Genomic DNA, 21,336 nt, shown 5'->3' with positions numbered 1-21,336 from the left:
ACGGGGTTTTATTTAAAATATGTTTAAAAATAATAAGATAATGCACTTCTGGTTAATGAGTATAGCCACCGCAGCCGCCAGTGTTCAGGCACAGGCTGCCGAAGAAACCATGGTCGTCACGCAGGGGAACAGCGAAGATCCTACCGCTCCGCTGAAAGGTATGGTGGCAACCAAAACGCTGTCGGCGACTAAAACGTCGGCGGATCTGGTAAAGACGCCGCAATCAGTTTCTGTCGTTACCCGCGATCAAATGAACGCGCTGGACGTGACGTCGGTATCAGAAGCGCTGCGCTACAGCGCAGGGGCATTTACCGAGTATCGCGGTTCATCCAACCGTAACGATGAAGTGTTCGTGCGTGGCTTTAGCTATGTGCCGAAATTCCTCGACGGATTAAGTTTTGGGGCTACCGCATCATCGCAAACCGGCACTGTCGATCCATGGCTGCTGGAGCGGGTTGAACTGGTACGCGGTCCGGCCTCCGTTTTATTCGGCCAGGTGAATCCTGGGGGACTTATCAGCATGACCAGTAAGCGTCCCACCAGTGAGCCGGTTCATGAGGTCCAGTTCCGTACCGGTAATCACGATCTGGCGGAAGGTGCCTTTGATTTTGGCGGTCCGCTGAGCGACGACGGGCGCGTATTGTACCGCCTGAATGGTATCGCCCGCACCCAACATAATCAGGTGGATGATTATAAAGAGACGCGCATGGCGATTGCCCCGGCGATTACCTGGTTTCCCAACGATCAGACCCGCTTCACGCTGCTGACCAGCTACCAGAAAGATCCCGATGCTGGTTACCGTAACTTCCTGCCCTACTACGGCACGGTGGTGAGCGCTAACGGCCAGTATATTCCATGGGATTTTAACGTCAGCGATCCGAATTACGACCAGTCATGGCGCGAACAGACGATGGTAGGCTATGAATTTGAACATCAGTTCAATGACATTTTTACCTTCCGTCAGAACGCCCGCTACGCCACCATCAAGCAAAAATACCGCTATCTGGTATACGCCAATAGCGCGGCAAACAGTACGCTGTTAACGCGCCGGGCGCAGCATGAGGAGCGCCAGACCGACGAGTTTGGTCTGGATAACCAGCTTGAAGCTCATCTGGCGACCGGGATGCTTGAGCATACCCTGCTCGGCGGGCTTGATTACAAATCCAGCCACGATAAGCAGTACCTCGGTCGCGGTGCCGGTAGCCAGTACGATCTGGACTGGACGCATCCGGTTTATGGCGTGAACGTCGATGAAAGCACGTTTAGTACCATGACTGACGAACAGCAAAACCTCGATCAGATGGGGATTTATCTTCAGGATCAGATGAGCTGGAATAACTGGGAGCTGCTGCTCTCCGGGCGCTACGACTGGTCAGAAGTACGGACGACCGATTTCACCGCGGCGGACAAAGTCCAGCAAAACGACGACAAGTTTACCTGGCGTACCGGCCTGCTTTACGCCTTTGATTTCGGTCTGTCGCCTTATGTGAGCTATAGCACCTCGTTTGAGCCGAACCTGCAAACCAACCGTGCGCCGGGCGTGGCACCGTTCGCGCCAACTACCGGCAAGCAGACGGAAGTGGGTCTGAAATATCAGCCAGCACAAAATACGTTGATGAGCGTGGCACTCTACGATCTGCGTCAGAATAACGTGCCGACGTATAACAGCTCGCTGGGCTGGTTTGAAAATGCCGGTGAAGTGCGCTCGAAAGGCGTGGAGACGGAGATCCATTCTGCGCTGTGGGATGAGACGGTGAATCTGATCGGCTCTTACACTTATACCGATGCTGAGGTTGCCAGCACTACCGTGGCCGGCACCGAAGGGAAAACCCCGGCGCGTATTCCAACGCATATGGCCTCCGCGTTTGCCAGCTATACCTTCCCCGGTGGCCCGCTGAAAAGCCTGACCGCCGGTGTCGGCATGCGTTACATTGGCACCAGTTACGGCGATGCGAAGAACACTTTTAAAGTGCCGTCCGTGGATCTGTACGATGCGATGGTAAGCTATGAACTCGGTGAACTGAACAGCAGCCTGAAGGGCGCGAGTGTTAAGTTTAACGTCAATAACGTGGCGAATACCAAATATGTCGCCTCATGTGCCAGCGATACCGCCTGTTTCTACGGTATTGGCCGGACCATGACGGCCACGTTCGGTTATTCCTGGTAAAAACAGGCGTAGCATCTTGCCGGTAACGCCCGGCGGCGCTTCGCTTGCCGGGCCTACGTTATCAACTTAACTTTTTGATAGTTAATATCATGTAGGCTGGGTAAGCGCAGCGCCACCCGGCAAAAAGGTAGCCCGATTAACAGGCCCGACACCTCAATGCGTGCGACTGTGATTTTCTTTACGGTAGGCACCCGGCGGCTGATTAAAGGTGCGGGTGAACACGCGGGTAAAGGTTTGCTGGGATTCGTAGCCGTATTTCAGGCAGATATCATACACGCGCTGATCGGTATCACGCAGGTCGCGCGCCGCCAGCAAAAGCTTACGCTCGCGAATATAGCGTCCCAGACTCTCCCCTTTATATTGCAAAAAAAGACGCTGCAAATGCCATTTCGAATACCCGGAATGGCGGGCAATTTCTTCAATACGCAGCGGCTGATGCAAGTTGTCATCTATCCACTCGACGATGGTGTCGATTACCTGAGCGGAAATAGTCATATGGCTCCCCCTCTCTACTGTAACGGTGGTTTATTCCCACCAGGCGCTAAAGTGTTGCAAACGATCGTGAATGTTTACCGGTTCACCAAGCTGTGGTGTTAACAGCCGGTATGGCTTATTTTCACTGGCCTGCGCCAGCCGTTTATAGGGGTCGTCCCAGGTGTGTTTCGCCAGGACAAAACGCCCCGAATGGCCGGGTAAAATCGCGCTGGCGTTAAGATCGACCGCCGCCTGTGCCGTCTGCTCAGGCATCATGTGAATGTATTTCCAGTCTTCGTCATACTGGCCATTTTCCATAATCGCCAGATCCACCGTGCCGAACTGCTCGCCGATGGCTTTGAAATGCGGTCCATAGCCCGTATCGCCGCTGTAATAAACGTTCTCCGCCGGCGTGACAAACATAAAGCTGGCCCACAGTGTCTGGTTACGTTTTAAACCGCGTCCGGAGAAATGGCGTGCAGGCAGAACGTGCACGGTCAGCTGCTCATCAACGGTAATCGCCCGATTCCAGTCGGCCTCGGTGATGATGTCCGGGTTCATCCCCCAGTAGCGCAAATGCGAACCCACACCAAGTGGCGTGATCACCCGGTGAATTTTAGGCATCAGCGCCCTGATGGTGGCGTAGTCGAGATGATCGTAGTGATCGTGCGAGATGATCAGCAGGTCAATCTCCGGCATGGCTTGCGCCGTCCACGGATAATCGCCATCAAACGCTTTATTTAAAAATGAAAATGGCGCGGCGTAGGCACTGAATACCGGGTCGATCAGGATGCGTTTTCCGCCCAGTTGCAGATACCAGGAAGAGTGCCCTAACCAGATCGCGACATCCTCATTCAATGGCAGGCTCGCCAGTCCGGTCTTCACCAGCGGCAGCGGCTTAGCAGGTCGGGCATTTTCCCGCCGGGTGGTCAGAAATTCCCACCACGCCGCCAGCATGTTTTTCTTGCCGGTAAAACCCGGCGTGGGGAGCTGATTATGAAACTTGCCGTCGCGATAGTGCGGCGATCTTTCCACTTCTGTCAGCTCCGTCCCCTGCGGGGCCTGGCCAAATCCGGCATTGCATATAAACGGTAAACCAGCTGCGCAGGCGATTAACATAACGACAACCACACTTATTGTTAGACGTTTCATATCCTGACCTGAACCACGTTCTGTCCATAGAAACGGTATCATGAAACTTGATTATGAGTGAGTAAGCACTCATTATAGAAAGAGGCCGAATATCGTCAAGACGTTTTTCATTTTTTGACATTCGCCGTTGAAGTGCTCTTAAGGGCATGTTTCAATCGTGGTTTTTACAAACAAAAAGGTAAAATGGTGTGGCTCGTCCGAAGAGTGAAGATAAAAAACAGGCGTTACTGGAAGCGGCAACTATCGCGTTTGCTCAGTCAGGGATCACCGCATCAACCGCCACGATAGCCCGCAGCGCGGGGGTTGCCGAGGGTACGCTGTTCCGCTACTTTGCCACTAAGGACGATTTGCTTAACGCCCTTTATCTGCACCTTAAACAGCAGCTCTGTCGGGCTATGCTGGCCAATCGCGATCCGGCGATGATCGACCCGATGGAAAATACCCGTTATATCTGGAATAACTACATCGACTGGGGCGTGCAAAACCCGCTGGGCAATCGCACTGTCCGTCAGCTGGCGGTGAGCGAGAAAATCACCAGACAAACCAAACAGCAAGTTGAAGACATGTTTCCGGAAATGCAAACGCTCTGTCGCAGTTCGATCCTGCCGGTATTTAAAACGGAAGAATTCAACGCCTTCGGCGATGCCTGTTTCCTCGCGCTGGCCGAAACGACGATGGAATTTGCCATGCGTGAACCGGCCCGTGCCAGCGAATTCAAAGCGATTGGTTTTGAAACCATGTGGCGCGCCCTCTCGACCAGCAAGGCCTGAGAAGGCCCCCTGTTGCTCTGAGATTTGTCGCACAAAAAGATAATAGTTATCGAGATAAGTCACTTTATTTTTTCCGTCCGCAAGCGCTACTCTGCTGCGCGTCGGGCGTACCGGTGCGGTGCGCATTTTCACTACCAGGAGTCATTATGGATATTGTTTCAATTGCCTTAAAGCGTTATTCCACCAAGGCATTCGATGCGAGCAAAAAACTGACCGCCGAACAGGCTGAACATTTGAAAACGCTGCTGCGCTATAGCCCGTCGAGCACCAATTCTCAGCCGTGGCACTTTATTGTGGCCTCGACCGATGCAGGCAAAGCACGCGTGGCTAAATCCGCTGCCGGCACCTTCGTCTTTAACGAGCGTAAAATGCTTGATGCCTCGCACGTGGTGGTTTTCTGTGCGAAAACCGCAATGGATGATGCCTGGCTGGAACGCGTGGTCGATCAGGAAGAAGCCGATGGCCGTTTTGCCACCCCGGAAGCAAAAGCCGCCAACCACAAAGGACGTACTTTCTTTGCCGATATGCACCGTAAAGATTTAAAAGACGATCATCACTGGATGGCGAAACAGGTTTACCTGAACGTGGGTAATTTTCTGCTGGGCGTTGCGGCAATGGGCCTGGACGCCGTGCCGATTGAAGGGTTTGATGCCGCCATTCTTGATGAGGAATTTGGCCTGCGCGAGAAAGGCTTCACCAGCCTGGTGATCGTGCCGGTAGGCCAGCACAGCGTGGAGGATTTCAATGCCGCGTTGCCGAAATCTCGTCTGCCGCTCAGCACCACGCTGACCGAGTGCTAATGCTCTGGCGCGCGATATCGCGCGCCATGCAGGTTTAAAGCGTAGTGATTTAATGAAAGGCAAGCGTAGGCCTGATAAGCGCAGCGCCATCAGGCAGGTTTATCTTATCAACTAACGCTATTGGCTACCCTCCCTCTGCATCCAGTCGTGCCAGCGCTTTCTCCCCGACCTCGTCGACCGGCAGATATACCAGCAGTCGTGCACCATTGCGCGGCGCGGAGTACCAGTACATCTGCTGCAAGCTAAAGCATCCCACTTGCGGATGAGTAAAATTTTTGATCTGATTTTCCACACCACGTACTTCATGGCGCTGATGCCACATTGCTTCAAACTCCGACGAGGCGGCAAAAAAGCGCGCCAGTTTATTTTCCCATGCGGCATCACCACGGTGATCCACCATGGCGGCACGAAAATAAGATACGTAATTACATAATATATTTTGATCGCCCAGTCGGCTTCGCCAGCCTGGATGAGTGAGATAAAGATAAATACAGTTGCGGTCAGCCTCCGGCATGGCACTGAAATCAATGCCCATCAGACGGCAAAAGCTGTCGTTCCACGCCACAATATCAAAATTGGGTTTCTGAATGCTGGCGGGCTGGGGCATCAGGCTGTCGAGTATCCGCCGGGTACCCGCATTAATACGTTCACAGGGTGGCTGCTGAAATGATTCTTGCGGCGTTAATCCCGCCAGCACAAACAGGTGGCGCGTCTCCAGCGGCGAGCACTGTAAGGCGGCAGCAATGGCATTCAGTACCACCGGGGATGGATTGACATCTCGCCCCTGCTCCAGCCAGGTGTACCAGGTGACGCCAACATCCGCCAGCATCGCCACTTCTTCACGCCTTAGCCCTGGCGTACGCCGCCGTCCGCTACGCGGCATACCCAGCCGCTGCGGGTCGAGACTTTCCCGCCTCGCGCGCAAAAATGCGCCGAGCTGCTTACGCGTGTCATTTTGCAGAATCTCTGACGTTTCACGGTCGCTCATCAGGCTCATGGTTTCTCCAGCCGGGTAGTGCCAGTACCAGTATAAGCAAGAACTGGTACCGGTTTTTTAATTCAGCGATGCTACGCCCCATCGTTGTATGACGCAATGGAGTGACCATGAATACGTCTGCTGTTTCACCGGGCCGGGCGGCCCTGATTCTACTGTTAACCGGCCAGATGCTGCCGCTGATTGACACCTCAATTACCAACGTAGCGCTGGAGTCGATTACCGAATCGTTACATGCCAGCGCGACCCAGCTTGAACTCATTGTCGCGCTCTACGGCGTAGCCTTCGCCGTATGTCTGGCGATGGGCAGTAAACTTGGCGACAACTATGGTCGACGCCGCCTGTTTATGTGGGGCGTGGCGGCCTTTGGCGTGGCCTCATTGCTGTGCGGAATGGCAACGACGATTACGCAACTGCTGGGCGCACGTATTATACAGGGCGCAGGCGCGGCGCTGATTGTGCCGCAGATCCTTGCCACCCTGCACGTTACCCTCAAAGGTCCAGCTCATGCGCGGGCAATCAGTCTGTATGGTGGGATCGGCGGGATTGCTTTTATCGTTGGGCAGATGGGCGGCGGCTGGCTGGTGTCTGCGGATATTGCCGGGCTGGGCTGGCGTAACGCCTTCTTTATTAATGTCCCGATTTGCCTGGTCGTGCTGGCGCTGACCCGACGTTATGTCCCGGAGACGCGTCGAGAACAAGCGTCGCGTATTGACTGGCAGGGTACCTTTTTACTGGCGGCGATCCTTTGCTGTCTGCTGTTCCCCCTGGCGCTCGGGCCAGAACTACACTGGCCATGGCCAACACAGGCCGCGCTATTAGCGATGATACCGCTGGGGCTGTGGATGCGGGCCAGCGCACGTCGTCAGGAATCGCAGGGCAGGCAACCTCTTCTGCCGCCGCGCCTGCTTCAGCTTGCCAGTATCCGCTTTGGGATGGTTATCGCTCTGCTGTTCTTCAGCGCCTGGTCGGGGTTTATGTTCTGCATGGCGCTGACGATGCAAAAAGGGCTGGGTATGGCTCCCTGGCAGTCCGGCAACAGTTTTATCGCACTGGGTATCGCCTATTTTGTTTCCGCACTGTATGCCCCGCGCTTGATTGCCCGCTACAGCACCGGGCGCATTCTGCTGACGGGTCTGACGGTGCAGATATTGGGGCTACTGGCGCTGATGTTCACCTTCTGGCGTTTTGACAGCGCCACCACCACGCTATTGCTGGTGCCATCCACCGTGTTAATTGGTTACGGGCAGGCATTGATAGTAAACAGTTTTTATCGGGTTGGGATGAAAGATATCAGCGCCTGCGACGCCGGAGCAGGCAGCGCGATCCTGAGCACGTTGCAACAGGCGACGCTCGGGTTAGGGCCAGCTGTTCTTGGGTCACTGTATCTGGCAATAGCGCGCCAGGGAAATGGACACTACCCGCAGGCAATGGCTGGATTCCTTGGTGTAGAAGTGGTGATGATGGTGATATTAGCGATTGTTGCCGTGCTGTACCGCCAGCGACTTTTTATTGCTGTGGATAATCGGTGTATGCAAATTAAAGGATAAGAGCTTGCCCCGCGCGGAAAAATAATATCTTCGCGGGGTTATTTTCCCTACCAATTATTAGGGTGCGCGGATAATCCTGCTCTACCATATTTTTATAAAAGTTATTAATTTCATTGAGTTATAATTCCACCTTTACGTTTCCCTTTACACACTCCGCCACCACGCCCGCCATCCAGGATAATTCCTATAATTTATGTAAAAAAATATGTCTTAATATGTCCACAAATTCCTTTTCCTCGTCGGCACATTTCCTCTGAAACAGGATGTTTATTATGACTCACCTTAAACCTGCGATTTTACTTTCCGTTCTTGTACTTGCTGCCTGTGGAGGAGGCGGTGGCGGCGGTCACCATGATAACGACTCGACCCCACCGCAAACGACTACGCCGACTCAGCCTGATAACGGAACGACGCCTGCACCGGAGCAGCCGCAATCGCCACCGGAAAGTAAAGCCACGCTGGGGAGTGTCTCCGGTGTCACTTACACTACGCCAGATGGTAATGAATATCAGATGCGCCGTGACGGTATTACTTTTGGCGGTACCTGGACGGAAAGCCTGGTCAAAGCAGACGACACGAAAGTCTCTAGTACCAGTTGGTGTTGCGGACCCATGAGCTACACCCTGTTCGGTAGCTGGACATCGCAGGAAAAAGGCGAGCACGGCGTATTCTACAGCGGCGAAGGCACCGCCGCCGCTAACGTGCCGACGCAGGGCAGCGCGACCTATGTAGGTTCCGGGATGCGCGACGGCGTGCGTACCGATGCCAGCTTCAACGTTGATTTCGCAGCGAAAACCATTAACGGTAATATCACCGGCAACGACGACTTTGGTTCAGCGGTGGCCATGCAAGGGAATATCGTCGACGGTGGCTTTAATGGTAATGCGCAGTCCGGCGGTGAGAACGGTACTTTCGTCGGTCACTTTAATGGCCCTGCCGCTGAAGAGCTGGGCGGCATCGCAGAATTTGCGGATACCAGCAAAAGCGCGTCGTTTGGCGCAACAAAACAATAATACTTTACCGGCCAGCATAACTGGCCGGTTTTCCTGATGATGGTAATCTGCGGTATGTCCTCCCTGCGCCTGCGCTCCCTGCTATTCACGCTCTGTTTACCGGGCGTCGCCACGGCGGCTCCTGACGACAACACCATGATCCCGGCGTCGCCGAATTTTGAACGTTTAACGCCAAAAGCCGCGAGCGAAAAGGTTTCCGGCAACATGCTGCACGTGTCTAATCAACAGCTTGCGGCACAGCCCGCGTTGGCAAAAGCACTGCTGGACCAGGCAGTACGCGATGAAGCGTGGCCGATCGTCAAAAGTATTCTCCCGGTCTATGAACGCTCTGCTTCGCCGGATAGCGTGCTTATCCACTATGCGAAAGCCGGATTAGCACGCAGTGAAGGTCACTACGGCGAGGCAATCGAAAACTATCGCGCAATTCTCGGTGAGCATCCTGATTTTGCCGCCGTGCGTCTCGATCTGGCCCGTGCGCTGTACGAGGACCGGCAGTTTGATGCGGCGGAATATAACTTTGAGCGGGTAAAAAGCACCAGCCCGCCGCCGGAAGTCACGCAACGGATCAACGCTTACCTTCAGCGTATCCAGTCACAGGATCGCCTGACCGGCAACCTTAGCGTGAGCTATCTCAATGACAGCAACGTCAATAATGCCTCGACCGGTAAATATATTCGCATCGGCGACAGGCTGTTTATCCGCAATAAAGAGGCGTACCCGCAGCGCGGCGAAGGCTTCTGGTTTAACGGTGCGCTGCAAAAAGATGTGCCTCTTTATGACCGGCATTCGCTGCGTTTTCTTGGTACAGTGACGGGTAAAAGCTACTGGAATAACCATCGCTTTGACGATATTACCAGCCGCCTGTACGCCGGTTATCGCTGGCAGGATTTTCGCCAGCAGCTCTCTGTGCTGCCGTTTTATGAGAAACGCTGGTACGGTACCGAGGACTATTCGTCCGGACCGGGCATGCGCATGGAGTACAGCTATTTACTCTCCCCGGCGTGGCAAATTAGTCAGGTACTGGAATACCAGAAGCTGCATTACGATAATTCGCAGTATGATTTTTTAGCTGGTGATAATCGCTACGTCTCGACCACGCTGTCGCACGTGGTTAACGCGCGACTGTCAGTGTTCGCAGGCGGCGACGTTGCCTGGCAAAATACCACCACTGACAGCGAAACGAACCAGCGCTATAGCTTGCGCAGCGGGCTGGAAGCCGATCTGCCATGGGGGATTTCCGCCGGGCTGATGGGCGCACTTGCCAGACGGCATTACGATGCCGATAACGACATTTTTGGCGTTCGCCGCCAGGATAACGAGCAGATTGGCATGCTGTCACTCTGGCATCGCGACCTGCATTTTATGTCGGTGATGCCAAAGCTGAATTTTGTCTATAAGAAGGTGAGCAGCAACATCGATTTCTATGACTATACCCAGAGGAACGTGTATTTAACCCTGGATAAACGCTTCTAGGCGCTGGCGCGCGGGGTTAATTGCCACGCCATCATAACCCGTTCGGTGCTGGAGTCGGGATTATCGATTTTAGTCAGCAGCAGCCCGACCGCCTTACGGCCAATCTCATGCGAGGGTTGCTCGATGGTCGTGAGCTGCGGGGTGATCATCTCGGCCAGATCGGTACCGTCGAAACCGACTACCGCAACATCCTCCGGCACCCGTAACCCGGCCTGCTCAATCGCCCTGATAGCACCGGCGGCAAGCGTATCAGAAACCGCAAAGATCGCGTCGGGGCGCGTTTCTGCTGCCAGCAGCCTTTCGGCGGCGGCTTTCCCTGCTGCGGCACTAAGTTCGCTGGCATATTCGACCGACTGATACACCAGCTCACGCGTATGGATCACACTTTTATAGCCGCGCTCGCGCAGGCGGGCATATTTATAATGTAGATCGTGGTTAATCAGGGCGATACGCTGTCGGCCTTTGTCAGCCAGCCAGGAAACCACATGCTGTGCGGCATCGACATCGTTAATACCCACGCAGGAAACCGCGCCGCTGTCGGCATATTCCGCGCACTGAACCCACGGCGCGTCACCAATCAGCGTTGCCAGCTCCGGCAGCTTAGAGAAGGCATCCATCGTAATGATACCGTCAACGATTTTACCGGAAAGCAGCGTCAGGCCCGAGCGCGAGCGTTCAATGTCTGAACCGGAGTTACACAGCAGAATACGATAGCCGTTTTTCTCCGCCTCTTCTTCAATGCCTTTCACCACCGCCGCACAAAAGGGGTTAGCAATGTTGGAGACCATCACCAGAATCATGTAACTGCGCGCGGTACGCAATTGCCGCGCCAGCAGATTGGGCTGGTAATTACTTTCCGCAATTGCCGCCAGCACGCGCTCACGGTTTTTCGCTTTGACAGTATCGCTGTTGTTGAGCACGCGCGATACCGTCGCCACCGAGACGCCGGCGAGACGGGCTATTTTTTGGATGGACATAGTGACGGCAAACCCTGCATTAGCGTTGATAATGGCAGGTTATCATAAATGTATTGCCCGGCGAACCGGGCAATGATTCACGGCTCAACGCGTACCCAGCGCTGTTGTTGATGACTTTTAACAATCGCCTCAATCAAATACATTACGTTTGCGCCATCATAAAACGAGGCAAAAGTATCAGAACGTACGGGCTTACGCCCTTCCCTTACCGCCTGATAAAACTGCCCGAGCATATTTTTAAAAGCATCCGGCCAGCCTTCGATATGACCGCCGGGGAAATGCGCACTGGCGGCAACGTCGGCGTTCATCAGTCCCGGATCGTCGCTGAGCAACTGATTCGGCTGTGAACGCTGGCCTACCCACAAGTGCTGCGGTATTTCCTGATCCCACGCCAGCGAGCAGGCGCTGCCGTTAATCTCAAAATTAAGCCGGTTTTTGCGCCCCGCGCTGACTTGCGAAACGTGAAAACAGCCCTTACTCCCGTCCTCAAAACGAAACAGGATAGACCCCATATCTTCGGTAGATACCGGACGGTCTTCATAGCGGGCGTTGCCGCTATCCTGATTGAACGTTGCTGCGCCCGTCACACTCGCCTTGCGTGTCGGCCAGACAATCGACAGGTCGGCCATTACCTCAACAATCTGCTTGCCTGTAACAAACTGGATGGTATCGCACCAGTGAGAGCCGATATCTGCTACTGTGCGCGATGCGCCGCCCTGCTTAGCGTCTACCCGCCAGTTATAGTCAGTTTCCAGCAGCATCCAGTCCTGTAAATAGCTACCGTGGGCCGAAAAAATGCTCCCGACACTTCCCGCACGGCGCATACTGGCCGCCTGCTGCACCATGGCAAACTGGCGATAGACAAAGCTGACGCCATGCACCACACCAGCCTGCTCCGCCAGTTGCACCAGTTCCCGCGCTTCTTCGCCGGTCATGCACAGCGGTTTCTCAGAGAAAACGTGCTTCCCGGCCTGCAGGATCTGCCGGTTAATCGCGGCGTGCAGATGATTCGGCGTACAATTATGTACCACCTGCAGCCCCGGATGCGCCAGTAGCGCTGCCACACTGTCATAAGCATGGGGCACATTCAGCGCCCGTGCTTTCTGCTGCGCGGCGTCAAGGGTACTGTCGCACAACGCCACCACCTCAACATCCCCCAACCGACGCAACGCTTCGAGATGTGCCGGGCCAATAAAACCGCTACCGATAATACCGACCTTGATCATTTACGCACCTCGTTACCCGCGGCGAAATCATCAAAAGCATGGGCAGACACCGGAATAATATGGCGTCGAATAAACTCACTGCCCTCGCGAGCGCCCGTTTCGCTCTCTTTCAGGCAGCATTCCCATTCCAGCACCGCCCATCCGGGATAATCATACTGCGTCAGTTTGCTAAAAATAGTTTTGAAATCGACCTGCCCGTCGCCCAGCGAACGGAAACGTCCTGCCCGCGCAAGCCACGGCTGGTAGCCGCCATAGACACCGCTGCGGCCATTCTGGCGGTACTCGGCGTCTTTGACGTGAAAAGCTTTGATCCGGGAATGATAAATATCGATCCACGTCAGGTAGTCGATGTGTTGCAACAATAAATGACTCGGATCGTAGAGCATATTGCAGCGCGGATGGTTATCGACTTTTTGCAGAAAACGCTCGAACGTCACGCCATCGTGCAGATCTTCCCCCGGATGGATTTCATAGCATACATCCACACCGTGCTCATCAAAACAGTCGAGGATGGGTCGCCAGCGACGGGCCAGCTCGTCAAACGCCTGTTCCAGCAGTTGCGCATTATGCGGCGGCCACGGATAAAAATACGGCCACGCCAGCGCGCCGGAGAAGGTGGCGTGGGCTGTCAGGCCGAGGCGCGCCGAGGCGGCGGCGGCCTGTTTAAGCGTCGCCGTCGCCCAGCTCTGGCGAGCCTGCGCGTTGCCGTGCACCTCCGGCGGCGCGAAACCGTCAAACGCGGCATCATAAGCAGGATGCACCGCCACCAGTTGCCCTTCCAGATGAGTGGACAGTTCGCTGATAACCAGCCCATGCTCCGCCAGTTTCCCGGCGATCTCATCGCAGTAGGTCTGGCTTTCTGCTGCCCGCGGCAAATCAAAAATAGCCTGGTTATGACACGGGATCTGTAGCGCTTTGTAGCCCAGTCCTGCCGCCCAGCCTGCCAGACCTTCCAGGGTATTGAACGGCGGCTGTTCACCGAGAAACTGCGATAAAAAAATACCCGGTCCCTTAATGGTTCTCATAAACCCCTCCAGAAATTACGCAGACTCTTTCTCGTTATAGCGGAAAGAGAAAAGGAAAATGAATGCAATAACCGCGGCGGCAATCGCCGGTATCCACCAGAACGTCACCCATGCCTGCGGCACGGTTTGCCCGGCGACCAGCCGGTTATAGAGCGCACCGGAAATCTGCGAGCCGAGCAGCATCCCGATACCGTAGGTGAACATGACAATCATGCTTTGTGCCTGGCCTTTGACTTTTTCGCCCGCTACGCGGTCGGTATAAATAAAGCCAACGACGAAGAAGAAATCGTAGCAAACGCCGTGCAGCAGGATGCCGAGATACAGCAGCATGCGCCCTTCCTCACTGACACCCAGCGCAAACAGCGCATAGCGCACGAACCACGCGAGCATGCCGATCAGCAGCATGTATTTAACGCCAAGACGACGGAACAGCAGCGGGATCACCAGCATAAAGAAGATTTCCGACATCTGCCCGAACGACATGGCGGTACTGACATCGGCGACGCCGGCATCGGAAAGGTATGACGCGGTGTAGGCATAATAGGTACCGAGCGGCACGGAGATCAGCGTGGCGCACAGCGAGAAGATAAAGAAGTGGCGCGTTTTGAGCAGCGCGAAGGCGTCGGCGCAAAACAGATCGCGCACCTTGATCGGCAGCCCTTTCGCCGGAGCGGGGGTGTGCGGCAGCGTAAGGCTATACAGCGCCAATACGACCGAGCACACTGCCGCCAGCGTAAAGATGCCGGTGGTGTCGGAGATGCCCGTCACGCCGATAAAAATCCCCGCCACAATCCAGCCGATGGTGCCGAAAACGCGAACCACCGGGAAGGTTTTATCGATATTCGCCAGGCTGTGAAACGCAATGTTATTCGTCAACGCCAGCGTCGGCATGTAGCACAGCGTATAACCAAATAGCAGGCCAATCAGCAATGCGCCGTTCTGGGCTACCAGCGCCTGCGGCACGAACCACAGGATGATCGCCCCGAGCACGTGCATTACCGCCATCACCTTCTGCGAGGCAAAGAAGCGATCTACCAGCATGCCCAGCACGAACGGTGAGAGAATAGAGGCAATCGGTCCGGCGGAGAATGCATCGCCAATCAATAGCGACATGTTGTGCTGCGTCATCACCAGCCCAAGCGTTACCGACCAGCTTCCCCAGATAAAGAATTGTAAAAACATCATTAATGACAGACGCGGCACCAGCAGGCGATAGTGCACGCCTCCTCTGCCGTTGGTTTCCGTTGTAGTGACCATTTTTTCGCTCCACCTTTAAAAGTAATCGATTACAAAGACCATTAAGACAAAAGTAATCGATTACAAAATAAAGATCCTGCGATAGATAACAGATCCGCGAACTGGCTCACAGTAATAATGGAAGAGGAGATTGTCTCGCTGGCAGGCAGCGAGACGGGGAGAATTAATTCGCTTTACGACGCAGGCACTTGAAAGCAATAAACAGGAATACCACCCAAATCGGCAGCAGAATCGCCGACAAACGCATCTCTTCCATCGTACACATCAACCCGAGGATCATCAGCAGAAAGGCAATGCAGATATAGTTGCTGGCGGGAGAAAGCAGCGCTTTAAACTTCGGCAGCCGCCCTTTACGGCGCATGGCGGCGCGGAATTTAAGGTGCGCCAGGCAGATCATTATCCAGTTCAGCAGCAGCGTCGCCACCACCAGCGCCATCAGCAGGCCAAAAGCCTGTTTTGGTAACAGGTAATTGATCAGCACCACCAGCGAGGTAATGCCGCCTGAAAGCAGCAGGGAGTTGACCGGCACGCCGCGGCGGCTGATGCGGGTCAGGAATTTCGGCGCGTTGCCCTGTACGGAGAGGCCGAACAGCATCCGGCTGTTGGAATAAACACCGCTGTTATACACCGATAGTGACGCCACGAGGATAACCATGTTCAGCGCAGAGGCGACCAAGTTACTGTCCAGATCGTGAAAAATCATCACAAACGGGCTGCTGTTGGATTTGATATCCATCCACGGATAAAGCGCCAGCAACACCACCAGCGAGCCAATATAGAAAAGCAAAATACGATAAACCACCTGGTTCACCGCTTTGGGAATCGATTTTTCCGGGTCGCGCGCTTCCGCGGCGGTAATACCTATAAGCTCCAGACCGCCGAAAGAGAACATAATCACCGCCAGCGACAGGATCAGACCATGCCAGCCAGTGGCCAGAAAACCGCCGTGCACCCACAGGTTATTGAGGCTGGCGCGCGCGCCGCCGTGACCGGAAACCAGCATCCAGATGCCAAAGCCAATCATCCCGATAATGGCAAGGACCTTAATCAGTGCAAACCAGAACTCGGTCTCGCCGTAGAGACGCACGTTCACCAGGTTAATGGCATTAATGATGATGAAGAATGCGGCGGCCCAAATCCAGGTCGGTACGTCCGGCAGCCAGTATTGCATGTAGATGCCCGCTGCCGTCAGTTCCGCCATGCCGACCAGCACAAACATGACCCAGTAGTTCCAGCCGGAGAGGAAGCCAGCAAACGGCCCCCAGTATTTGTAAGCAAAATGGGCGAAGGAGCCGGAGACCGGTTCTTCAACCACCATCTCGCCAAGCTGGCGCATAATGAGGAAAGCGATAATCCCGGCGATAGCGTAGCCCAGCACCACCGCCGGTCCTGCCATCTGGATCGCCGGACCAATGCCAAGGAACAGGCCGGTGCCGATAGCGCCGCCCAGCGCGATCAATTGAATATGTCGGTTTTGTAAACCCCGGTGTAATGCTGGATTATTTTCCGAAGACGCATCCGCAGAATGCGCGGATGTCAGTGACGCGTTTTTCACGCCCTACCCCTGTGCTATTTGTAATAAGGCGCATCTTTTAACACTGATAGACATCATACTTCAAGTTACATGGCAAGAACGGGCATCCCTGCCCGCCTTACGAGGTGCTCTGAGGATCAGAAGTCGTAGCTCATGGAGACTTTGACCGTGCGCGGTTCGCCTTCAAAAATGTAGGTACCGTTATCTTCCACGCCTGACCAGTATTTCTCGTTGGTGACGTTATCCACGCCGACACGTAACACCATGTCGTTCTTCTCCTGGTTCAGGTGCATACGGTAGCGCACGCCGAGATCCAGGGTGGTATAGTCGTCCAGCTTTTTGGTATTGGTGGCATTCGCATACTGCGAACCGGAATGGTTGACTCTCGCGGTCGCCGTCAGGCCGTCCACCGGTTTGATGTCATATTCCGCGCCGAGCACCATGTAGAAGCGCGGCACGCCAATGGCGTCTTTACCGTTATTCACGCCGCCTTTGGTTTTGGTCATTTCCGGGTCCAGCCAGACGGTGCTGCCGTTCAGACGCAACCCCAGCGTCGGCTCGCCAAACACGTTCAGCTCAACGCCACGGTTACGTTGCTCGCCGTCCAGCGCGTAGATGTTAGTGACAGTGTCCTGAAGCGCAGAGGGCTTTTTAATCTCAAACAGCGACAGCGAGCCACCAACGCGGTCGAAATCGACTTTCACGCCCACTTCGTTTTGTTTCGAGTGCGCGATGCCGGTGCTTTTGCCATAGTTAGCGGCGGTTTTCGGTGCCACGGTCCCCGGCTGGAGCGCTTCGGTATGGTTAGCATACAGGGAAAGCTCTTCCCACGGTTTGTACACCACGCCATAGGTCGGCATCCAGCGGCTCTCGGTGTAGCGGCTGGCGGTGTCTTCTGAACCATCAGCATTGCTGTAGTTACGTACCACGACTTTCTGATGACGTGCGCCAACGGTAAACAGCAATTGATCGTCCAGCACGCCAAGGGTATCGCTCAGCAGCCAGCCCTGGGTGCGGTTACGGGTGGTGGTCAGCGGATCGGAGTAGTTGCCGCCAAAGCTTGTATTTTCCGGGATCGGCACCGGATGATTGTCATAGATATTAGTGGTCGGGTTTACGGACGACATCGTCCACGCGGTTTTATCTTTTTCGATTTGCGCCGAGTAACCGACGTTAACCTTATGGGAAACAAAGCCGGTGTCGAAATCACCGCGCAGGCCGCCCATGCCGCTGTAGGCATCGGTAATACGGTTGGTATCCAGACGACCGGCAGTGGCATCGCCGTTGGCGTTAAGCAGTTTTGGTCCGCTGTAAACGCCGGTTTCATGCGCGTGCTGCATGCCAAGCGCGGCATAGGCCGTCCAGTTGTCGGTCAGATCGTATTCGCTTTTTGCCATCCCGAATTCGTTTTCGATATCGCTGAAGGCCCATTTCTGGCTGTAGTTTTTGGTCGGATCGGGTACGCGCGGAATGAAATCGACGCCGCTGATGTTCAGACCGGTTTCACCGCCGTGGAAAGTTTTTTTCTGGTAACCAAAGTCCAGCGAGGAGCGCAGGCGGTCACCACGGTAATCGAGGCCGATGGCAGCAAGCGTGGTGCGGTGTTTATCATCTTCGACTGCCGTTTCGCCTTCACGATGCACGAGGTTGACGCGCGCGCCAAACTGGTTGTTGTCACCAAAGCGACGTCCGGCATCGACCGTACCGCCAACCTGGGAGTCTGAGGTATAATCCACGCCTACGGTCGCGTTCGGCGTATCCTGCGCACGCTTCGGTTCAAGGTTGATCATCCCACCCACGCCGCTGGTCGCCGCGCCATTAACCAGTGAGTTAGCACCTTTAAAGATCTCAATGCGTTCCAGCATTTGCGTATCCATCACCTGACGCGGGACCACGCCCGGCAGGCCGCCGAAGGTCATGTCATCGCCGTCCAGCTTAAAGCCGCGAATACGATAGGTTTCAGCATAGTTACCGTAACCCTGCACCGCCTGAACCCCTGCATCATTGCTGACCACATCAGCAATGGTTTTCGCCTGCTGATCCTGAACCAGCTTCGAGGTGTAGCCGATGACGTTAAACGGCACATCCATTGCTTTTTGCTCGCCGAGTATCCCCAGACGTCCGCCGTGGGCAATTTGTCCGTCGAGGTAAGCGGGAACCAGATCGTTGCCGCCTGGCGTGAAATCCGCCTGCGGCGTCGCCTGAACCACAATGGTGTCTTCTTTAGCGTTGCTGGTATCTGCGGTGGCAGCCATCGCAGTATGGCTTGCCGCGCCGATGGCCAGGGCAAGCAGCGTTTTACGCAGCGGGAATGAAACGTTGGTGTTGTGCATAACTCACTCTAAAAAAAGGAAAAGTGAAAAAAAGGCCCGCTTCCGGGCCGGATGTTTATTTATTCAAATCAATACGGACAACGCTATCGGGTCCGCTGGTTGAATGGTCTTTGTTGAACTTCTGCTTGACGGTGACAAACAGCGTTTGTCCATCGGCAGAAAGCTCCAGGCTGTTCGGGTTAGGTGGCAGATCCCAAGACTGCTTAACGGCATACGATGTGCCGTCCAGGCTGAGCACCTTGCCGCCGTCGCGACGGGAGACGTAAATTTCGTTACGTTTGGCATTAAATTTGACCGACAGCGAATCCCCGATATCAAGCTGCTTGATGACTTCACCAGTCTGGATATTGAGCACCAGCGTCGTTTTAGCTTTCGAGTTATCGGTGACGAACAGACGGCCGGTTTCGCTGTCTTCCGCGATATTCAGCAGCAGCGCCGGTTTGTCGCCCAGCGGTTTCCAGCGGTGTTCAACGCGATTGGTACGCGGGTTAATGACCAGGATCTCGCCGCCGCCGTTGGCCGCATACAGACGATCGGTTTTTTCAGAATAGTGCAGACCGGTCATCCATTTACCGGTGTTTTTGATGCGGGTTTTCAGCTTCAGCGTTTTCGCATCAACCACCCAGATGATGGCCGGATCGGCCACTGCGCCAACGTACAGCGTGTTGTTATGCAGCAGGATCTGACGCGCGCCGTAAGGGAAACCTTCGTCATTACGCTCCGGGAACAGAATGCGATTTTTGACTTTACCGTCGGCGGTATTGATGGCACTGACGCCGCCGTCCAGCGAATTGGTGACATACAGAGTTTGTCCGTCGTCGGACAGAGCAAGCGCGAAGTTTTTCAGGTCGGTATGGCTGGCACCGATGGTTTTCAGCGTGCGCGGATCGAGTTTATAAACCACGCCACCCTGCACATCCTTGAAGCCTTCAGAACTGGCAACGTACAGCGCGTCGCCTTTCGGGCTGAGGGCCATTTCATACAGGCCATCCGCCAGATCGCGTTTCTGCACATTAGCGGGCTGTGCGGCGGCAGTCGTGTTCTGGGGTTCAGCAGCGGGGTTGGTGGCTGAGGTCTGTTGAGCCGTGCAGCCGCTTAGCGCGACGGTCATCAGTAGCGCCAGGGCGGAGATTTTCATTTTCATCAGGGAAATCCTTCACCTTCGAAATACGCAAAAACGTGGAGGCATTCCCGGATTATGATTTTTCGTTCCGGTCATTCGTGCGCGCTCCACCGTGTGCCTCAGTGTTTCCCTGTGAAAGCGTTCACTGTTGTGCAGGAAGGTCCATATCGCGCCTGCGAATAACAAAGAGAATGAGAACTATACTCATTCTCTTTGTATTATCAAGCCTAATTGTTACAGGGATTAACGGCAGGAAATATTTTGAAAGGGATAAAGGCGATAAAACAAGGAGTAACCGGCAGCGACGCGCTGCCGGAGGAAGGGATTTATTTGCCGCCTTCGGCAATCACGGTCAGTTTGCTGTCGGTGTCTTTCTCTTCTTTCAGGGTTTCGTCAAGCAGCTTTGCCGCTTCTTTATAGCCCAGTTTAAGCGCCAGCGTTCTCAGCGTACCGTAAGAAGCGATTTCATAGTGTTCAACTTTCTGGGCGGCCCCAATCAGACCAGCGTCGCGCAGCTCGCCTGCCTCAACGGATTCGATAATTTCCTGCGCTTCTTCTGCCAGCCCTTCAAGCGCATGACACTTCATACGTTTGATGCGCACACCTTCGGTGACTTCCACCAGTTGATCGATTCTTTCAATTTGGCCCCGCGTTTCTTCAAGGTGCGCTTCAAAAGCAGCGACTAATTTCGGCGAGGTGGCCGCTCTTGCCATTTTGGGCAGGGCACGGGTAATTTGTTTTTCGGCGCTGTAAATATCTGACAATTCGTGAATGAATAAATCATTTAGACTTTTTACCGCTGGCATAATTATTACCTCGTCGTAAATAACAGATAAAATGGCACCCCTGATAAAGAGAGAGGTGCCACTATTATTAACAATTTATAGCCAGTTAATCAGTACAGCAGTGTTGCTACTTTTAAACCATAACCTGCTGGATTGATTAAGGTACTATATAAAACTATTTATGCTATGAGGACGAACGACCGCCGCTATGGCTATTCTTACCACCCTTCTTGCCCGCTTCAGACGCGCGCTGTGGGTCGTTTTTGAAGTTACCACCGCTCTGCTGACCGCCTTTACGTCCGGCTTCTGCTGCACGGTTTTTGTCTTCTGCGAAATTACCTGAACCGCCACGATGTTGAGTCATAATAATTACCTCATTACATGTTTATGGTTAATAAATCAGGGCCGGTGCCCTTGCGAATGCAGAGTTAATACTAGCCGCTGCGGATAACTTCGCAAGGTGAGAAAAACAGGGTTTAGTCTCAGAGCAATCTTAGCTTGACGCAAAAAAGATAAGCCTGCCAGTAACCTGGACGAAGCGGCAGAATAATCATTTACAAATAACCTTTTTGAGTATTTCTGGTTTTATTAACACTTTATTGGACGTTAATAACGAGGAATCAAACGGTTAGCCTGTCACTGGTTTTAAAATGTAAAAAGATAATAAAATGCACCCTTTCTCT

General features: G+C 54.2%; 18 protein-coding genes. 6 read left to right on the top strand and 12 right to left on the bottom strand.

The window, feature by feature from the left end; genetic code table 11:
• The first annotated feature begins 19 nt into the window (after positions 1-19).
• Complete coding sequence (locus tag CHU32_RS10010) at positions 20-2,167, top strand: TonB-dependent siderophore receptor (RefSeq protein ID WP_103677096.1); 2,148 nt, start codon at positions 20-22, stop codon at positions 2,165-2,167.
• A gap of 153 nt (positions 2,168-2,320) precedes the next feature.
• Here CHU32_RS10010 and CHU32_RS10005 read toward each other — a convergent pair whose 3' ends face one another.
• Together CHU32_RS10005 and CHU32_RS10000 are read right to left on the bottom strand one after the other, a co-directional pair.
• Positions 2,321-2,662, bottom strand: coding sequence for a RamA family antibiotic efflux transcriptional regulator (locus CHU32_RS10005; RefSeq protein ID WP_103677095.1), 342 nt, complete (start codon positions 2,660-2,662; stop codon positions 2,321-2,323).
• A 30-nt stretch (positions 2,663-2,692) separates the two neighbouring features.
• Complete coding sequence (locus tag CHU32_RS10000) at positions 2,693-3,793, bottom strand: MBL fold metallo-hydrolase (RefSeq protein WP_103677094.1); 1,101 nt, start codon at positions 3,791-3,793, stop codon at positions 2,693-2,695.
• 188 nt (positions 3,794-3,981) lie between these two features.
• On the opposite strand from CHU32_RS10000, the gene CHU32_RS09995 reads away from it, so the two are divergent.
• Both CHU32_RS09995 and nfsB read left to right on the top strand, forming a co-directional pair.
• Complete coding sequence (locus tag CHU32_RS09995; RefSeq protein ID WP_103677093.1) at positions 3,982-4,563, top strand: TetR/AcrR family transcriptional regulator; 582 nt, start codon at positions 3,982-3,984, stop codon at positions 4,561-4,563.
• Between the two features lie 146 nt (positions 4,564-4,709).
• On the top strand, positions 4,710-5,363 hold the full coding sequence (nfsB, locus tag CHU32_RS09990; protein WP_103677092.1) for an oxygen-insensitive NAD(P)H nitroreductase: 654 nt from the start codon (positions 4,710-4,712) through the stop codon (positions 5,361-5,363).
• A gap of 124 nt (positions 5,364-5,487) precedes the next feature.
• On the opposite strand, the gene CHU32_RS09985 is transcribed toward nfsB, so the two are convergent.
• Entirely contained in the window at positions 5,488-6,360 is an 873-nt protein-coding gene (locus CHU32_RS09985; RefSeq protein ID WP_176691682.1) for a helix-turn-helix transcriptional regulator, read from the bottom strand.
• A 107-nt stretch (positions 6,361-6,467) separates the two neighbouring features.
• Between CHU32_RS09985 and CHU32_RS09980 the strand changes: the two genes are divergently transcribed.
• From CHU32_RS09980 to CHU32_RS09970, 3 genes are all read left to right on the top strand, one after another.
• Positions 6,468-7,907 carry an MFS transporter gene (locus CHU32_RS09980; protein WP_103677091.1) on the top strand — a complete coding sequence of 480 codons (1,440 nt, stop codon included), beginning with the start codon at positions 6,468-6,470 and terminating at the stop codon, positions 7,905-7,907.
• Between the two features lie 272 nt (positions 7,908-8,179).
• Positions 8,180-8,920, top strand: a complete 741-nt coding sequence (locus CHU32_RS09975) for a Slam-dependent surface lipoprotein (protein WP_176691681.1) — start codon at positions 8,180-8,182, stop codon at positions 8,918-8,920.
• Positions 8,921-8,956: 36 nt separating this feature from the next.
• Positions 8,957-10,393: a porin family protein gene (locus CHU32_RS09970; protein ID WP_103677089.1), complete on the top strand. Its 1,437-nt coding sequence runs from the start codon at positions 8,957-8,959 to the stop codon at positions 10,391-10,393.
• Here the strand turns inward: CHU32_RS09970 and CHU32_RS09965 are convergent.
• From CHU32_RS09965 to CHU32_RS09925, 9 genes are all read right to left on the bottom strand, one after another.
• Entirely contained in the window at positions 10,390-11,370 is a 981-nt protein-coding gene (locus CHU32_RS09965) for a LacI family DNA-binding transcriptional regulator (protein WP_103677088.1), read from the bottom strand. The two genes, CHU32_RS09970 and CHU32_RS09965, sit on opposite strands and share 4 nt — an antisense overlap.
• A 77-nt stretch (positions 11,371-11,447) precedes the next feature.
• Entirely contained in the window at positions 11,448-12,596 is a 1,149-nt protein-coding gene (locus tag CHU32_RS09960) for a Gfo/Idh/MocA family protein (RefSeq protein WP_103677087.1), read from the bottom strand.
• The gene (locus CHU32_RS09955) at positions 12,593-13,621 is read right to left on the bottom strand and encodes a sugar phosphate isomerase/epimerase family protein (protein WP_103677086.1); all 1,029 of its coding nucleotides are present in this window, start codon (positions 13,619-13,621) and stop codon (positions 12,593-12,595) included. Before CHU32_RS09955 ends, CHU32_RS09960 begins: the two co-directional genes overlap by 4 nt.
• A gap of 15 nt (positions 13,622-13,636) precedes the next feature.
• Positions 13,637-14,842: an MFS transporter gene (locus CHU32_RS09950; RefSeq protein WP_176691684.1), complete on the bottom strand. Its 1,206-nt coding sequence runs from the start codon at positions 14,840-14,842 to the stop codon at positions 13,637-13,639.
• A 199-nt stretch (positions 14,843-15,041) separates the two neighbouring features.
• On the bottom strand, positions 15,042-16,433 hold the full coding sequence (pheP, locus tag CHU32_RS09945; protein WP_103677084.1) for a phenylalanine transporter: 1,392 nt from the start codon (positions 16,431-16,433) through the stop codon (positions 15,042-15,044).
• 116 nt (positions 16,434-16,549) lie between these two features.
• Positions 16,550-18,745, bottom strand: coding sequence for a TonB-dependent receptor (locus CHU32_RS09940; RefSeq protein WP_103750836.1), 2,196 nt, complete (start codon positions 18,743-18,745; stop codon positions 16,550-16,552).
• 55 nt (positions 18,746-18,800) lie between these two features.
• Positions 18,801-19,889: a YncE family protein gene (locus tag CHU32_RS09935; RefSeq protein ID WP_103750835.1), complete on the bottom strand. Its 1,089-nt coding sequence runs from the start codon at positions 19,887-19,889 to the stop codon at positions 18,801-18,803.
• Positions 19,890-20,194: 305 nt separating this feature from the next.
• The gene (locus CHU32_RS09930; RefSeq protein WP_103677081.1) at positions 20,195-20,674 is read right to left on the bottom strand and encodes a YciE/YciF ferroxidase family protein; all 480 of its coding nucleotides are present in this window, start codon (positions 20,672-20,674) and stop codon (positions 20,195-20,197) included.
• Positions 20,675-20,837: 163 nt separating this feature from the next.
• Entirely contained in the window at positions 20,838-21,017 is a 180-nt protein-coding gene (locus tag CHU32_RS09925) for a con-10 family general stress protein (RefSeq protein ID WP_103677080.1), read from the bottom strand.
• Positions 21,018-21,336: the final 319 nt, after the last annotated feature.

Source organism: Superficieibacter electus, assembly GCF_002915575.1.
Classification (GTDB): Bacteria; Pseudomonadota; Gammaproteobacteria; order Enterobacterales; family Enterobacteriaceae; genus Superficieibacter; species Superficieibacter electus.
The sequence above is the reverse complement of the archived record's forward strand: the minus strand, read 5'-3'. Positions and strand labels throughout refer to the sequence as shown.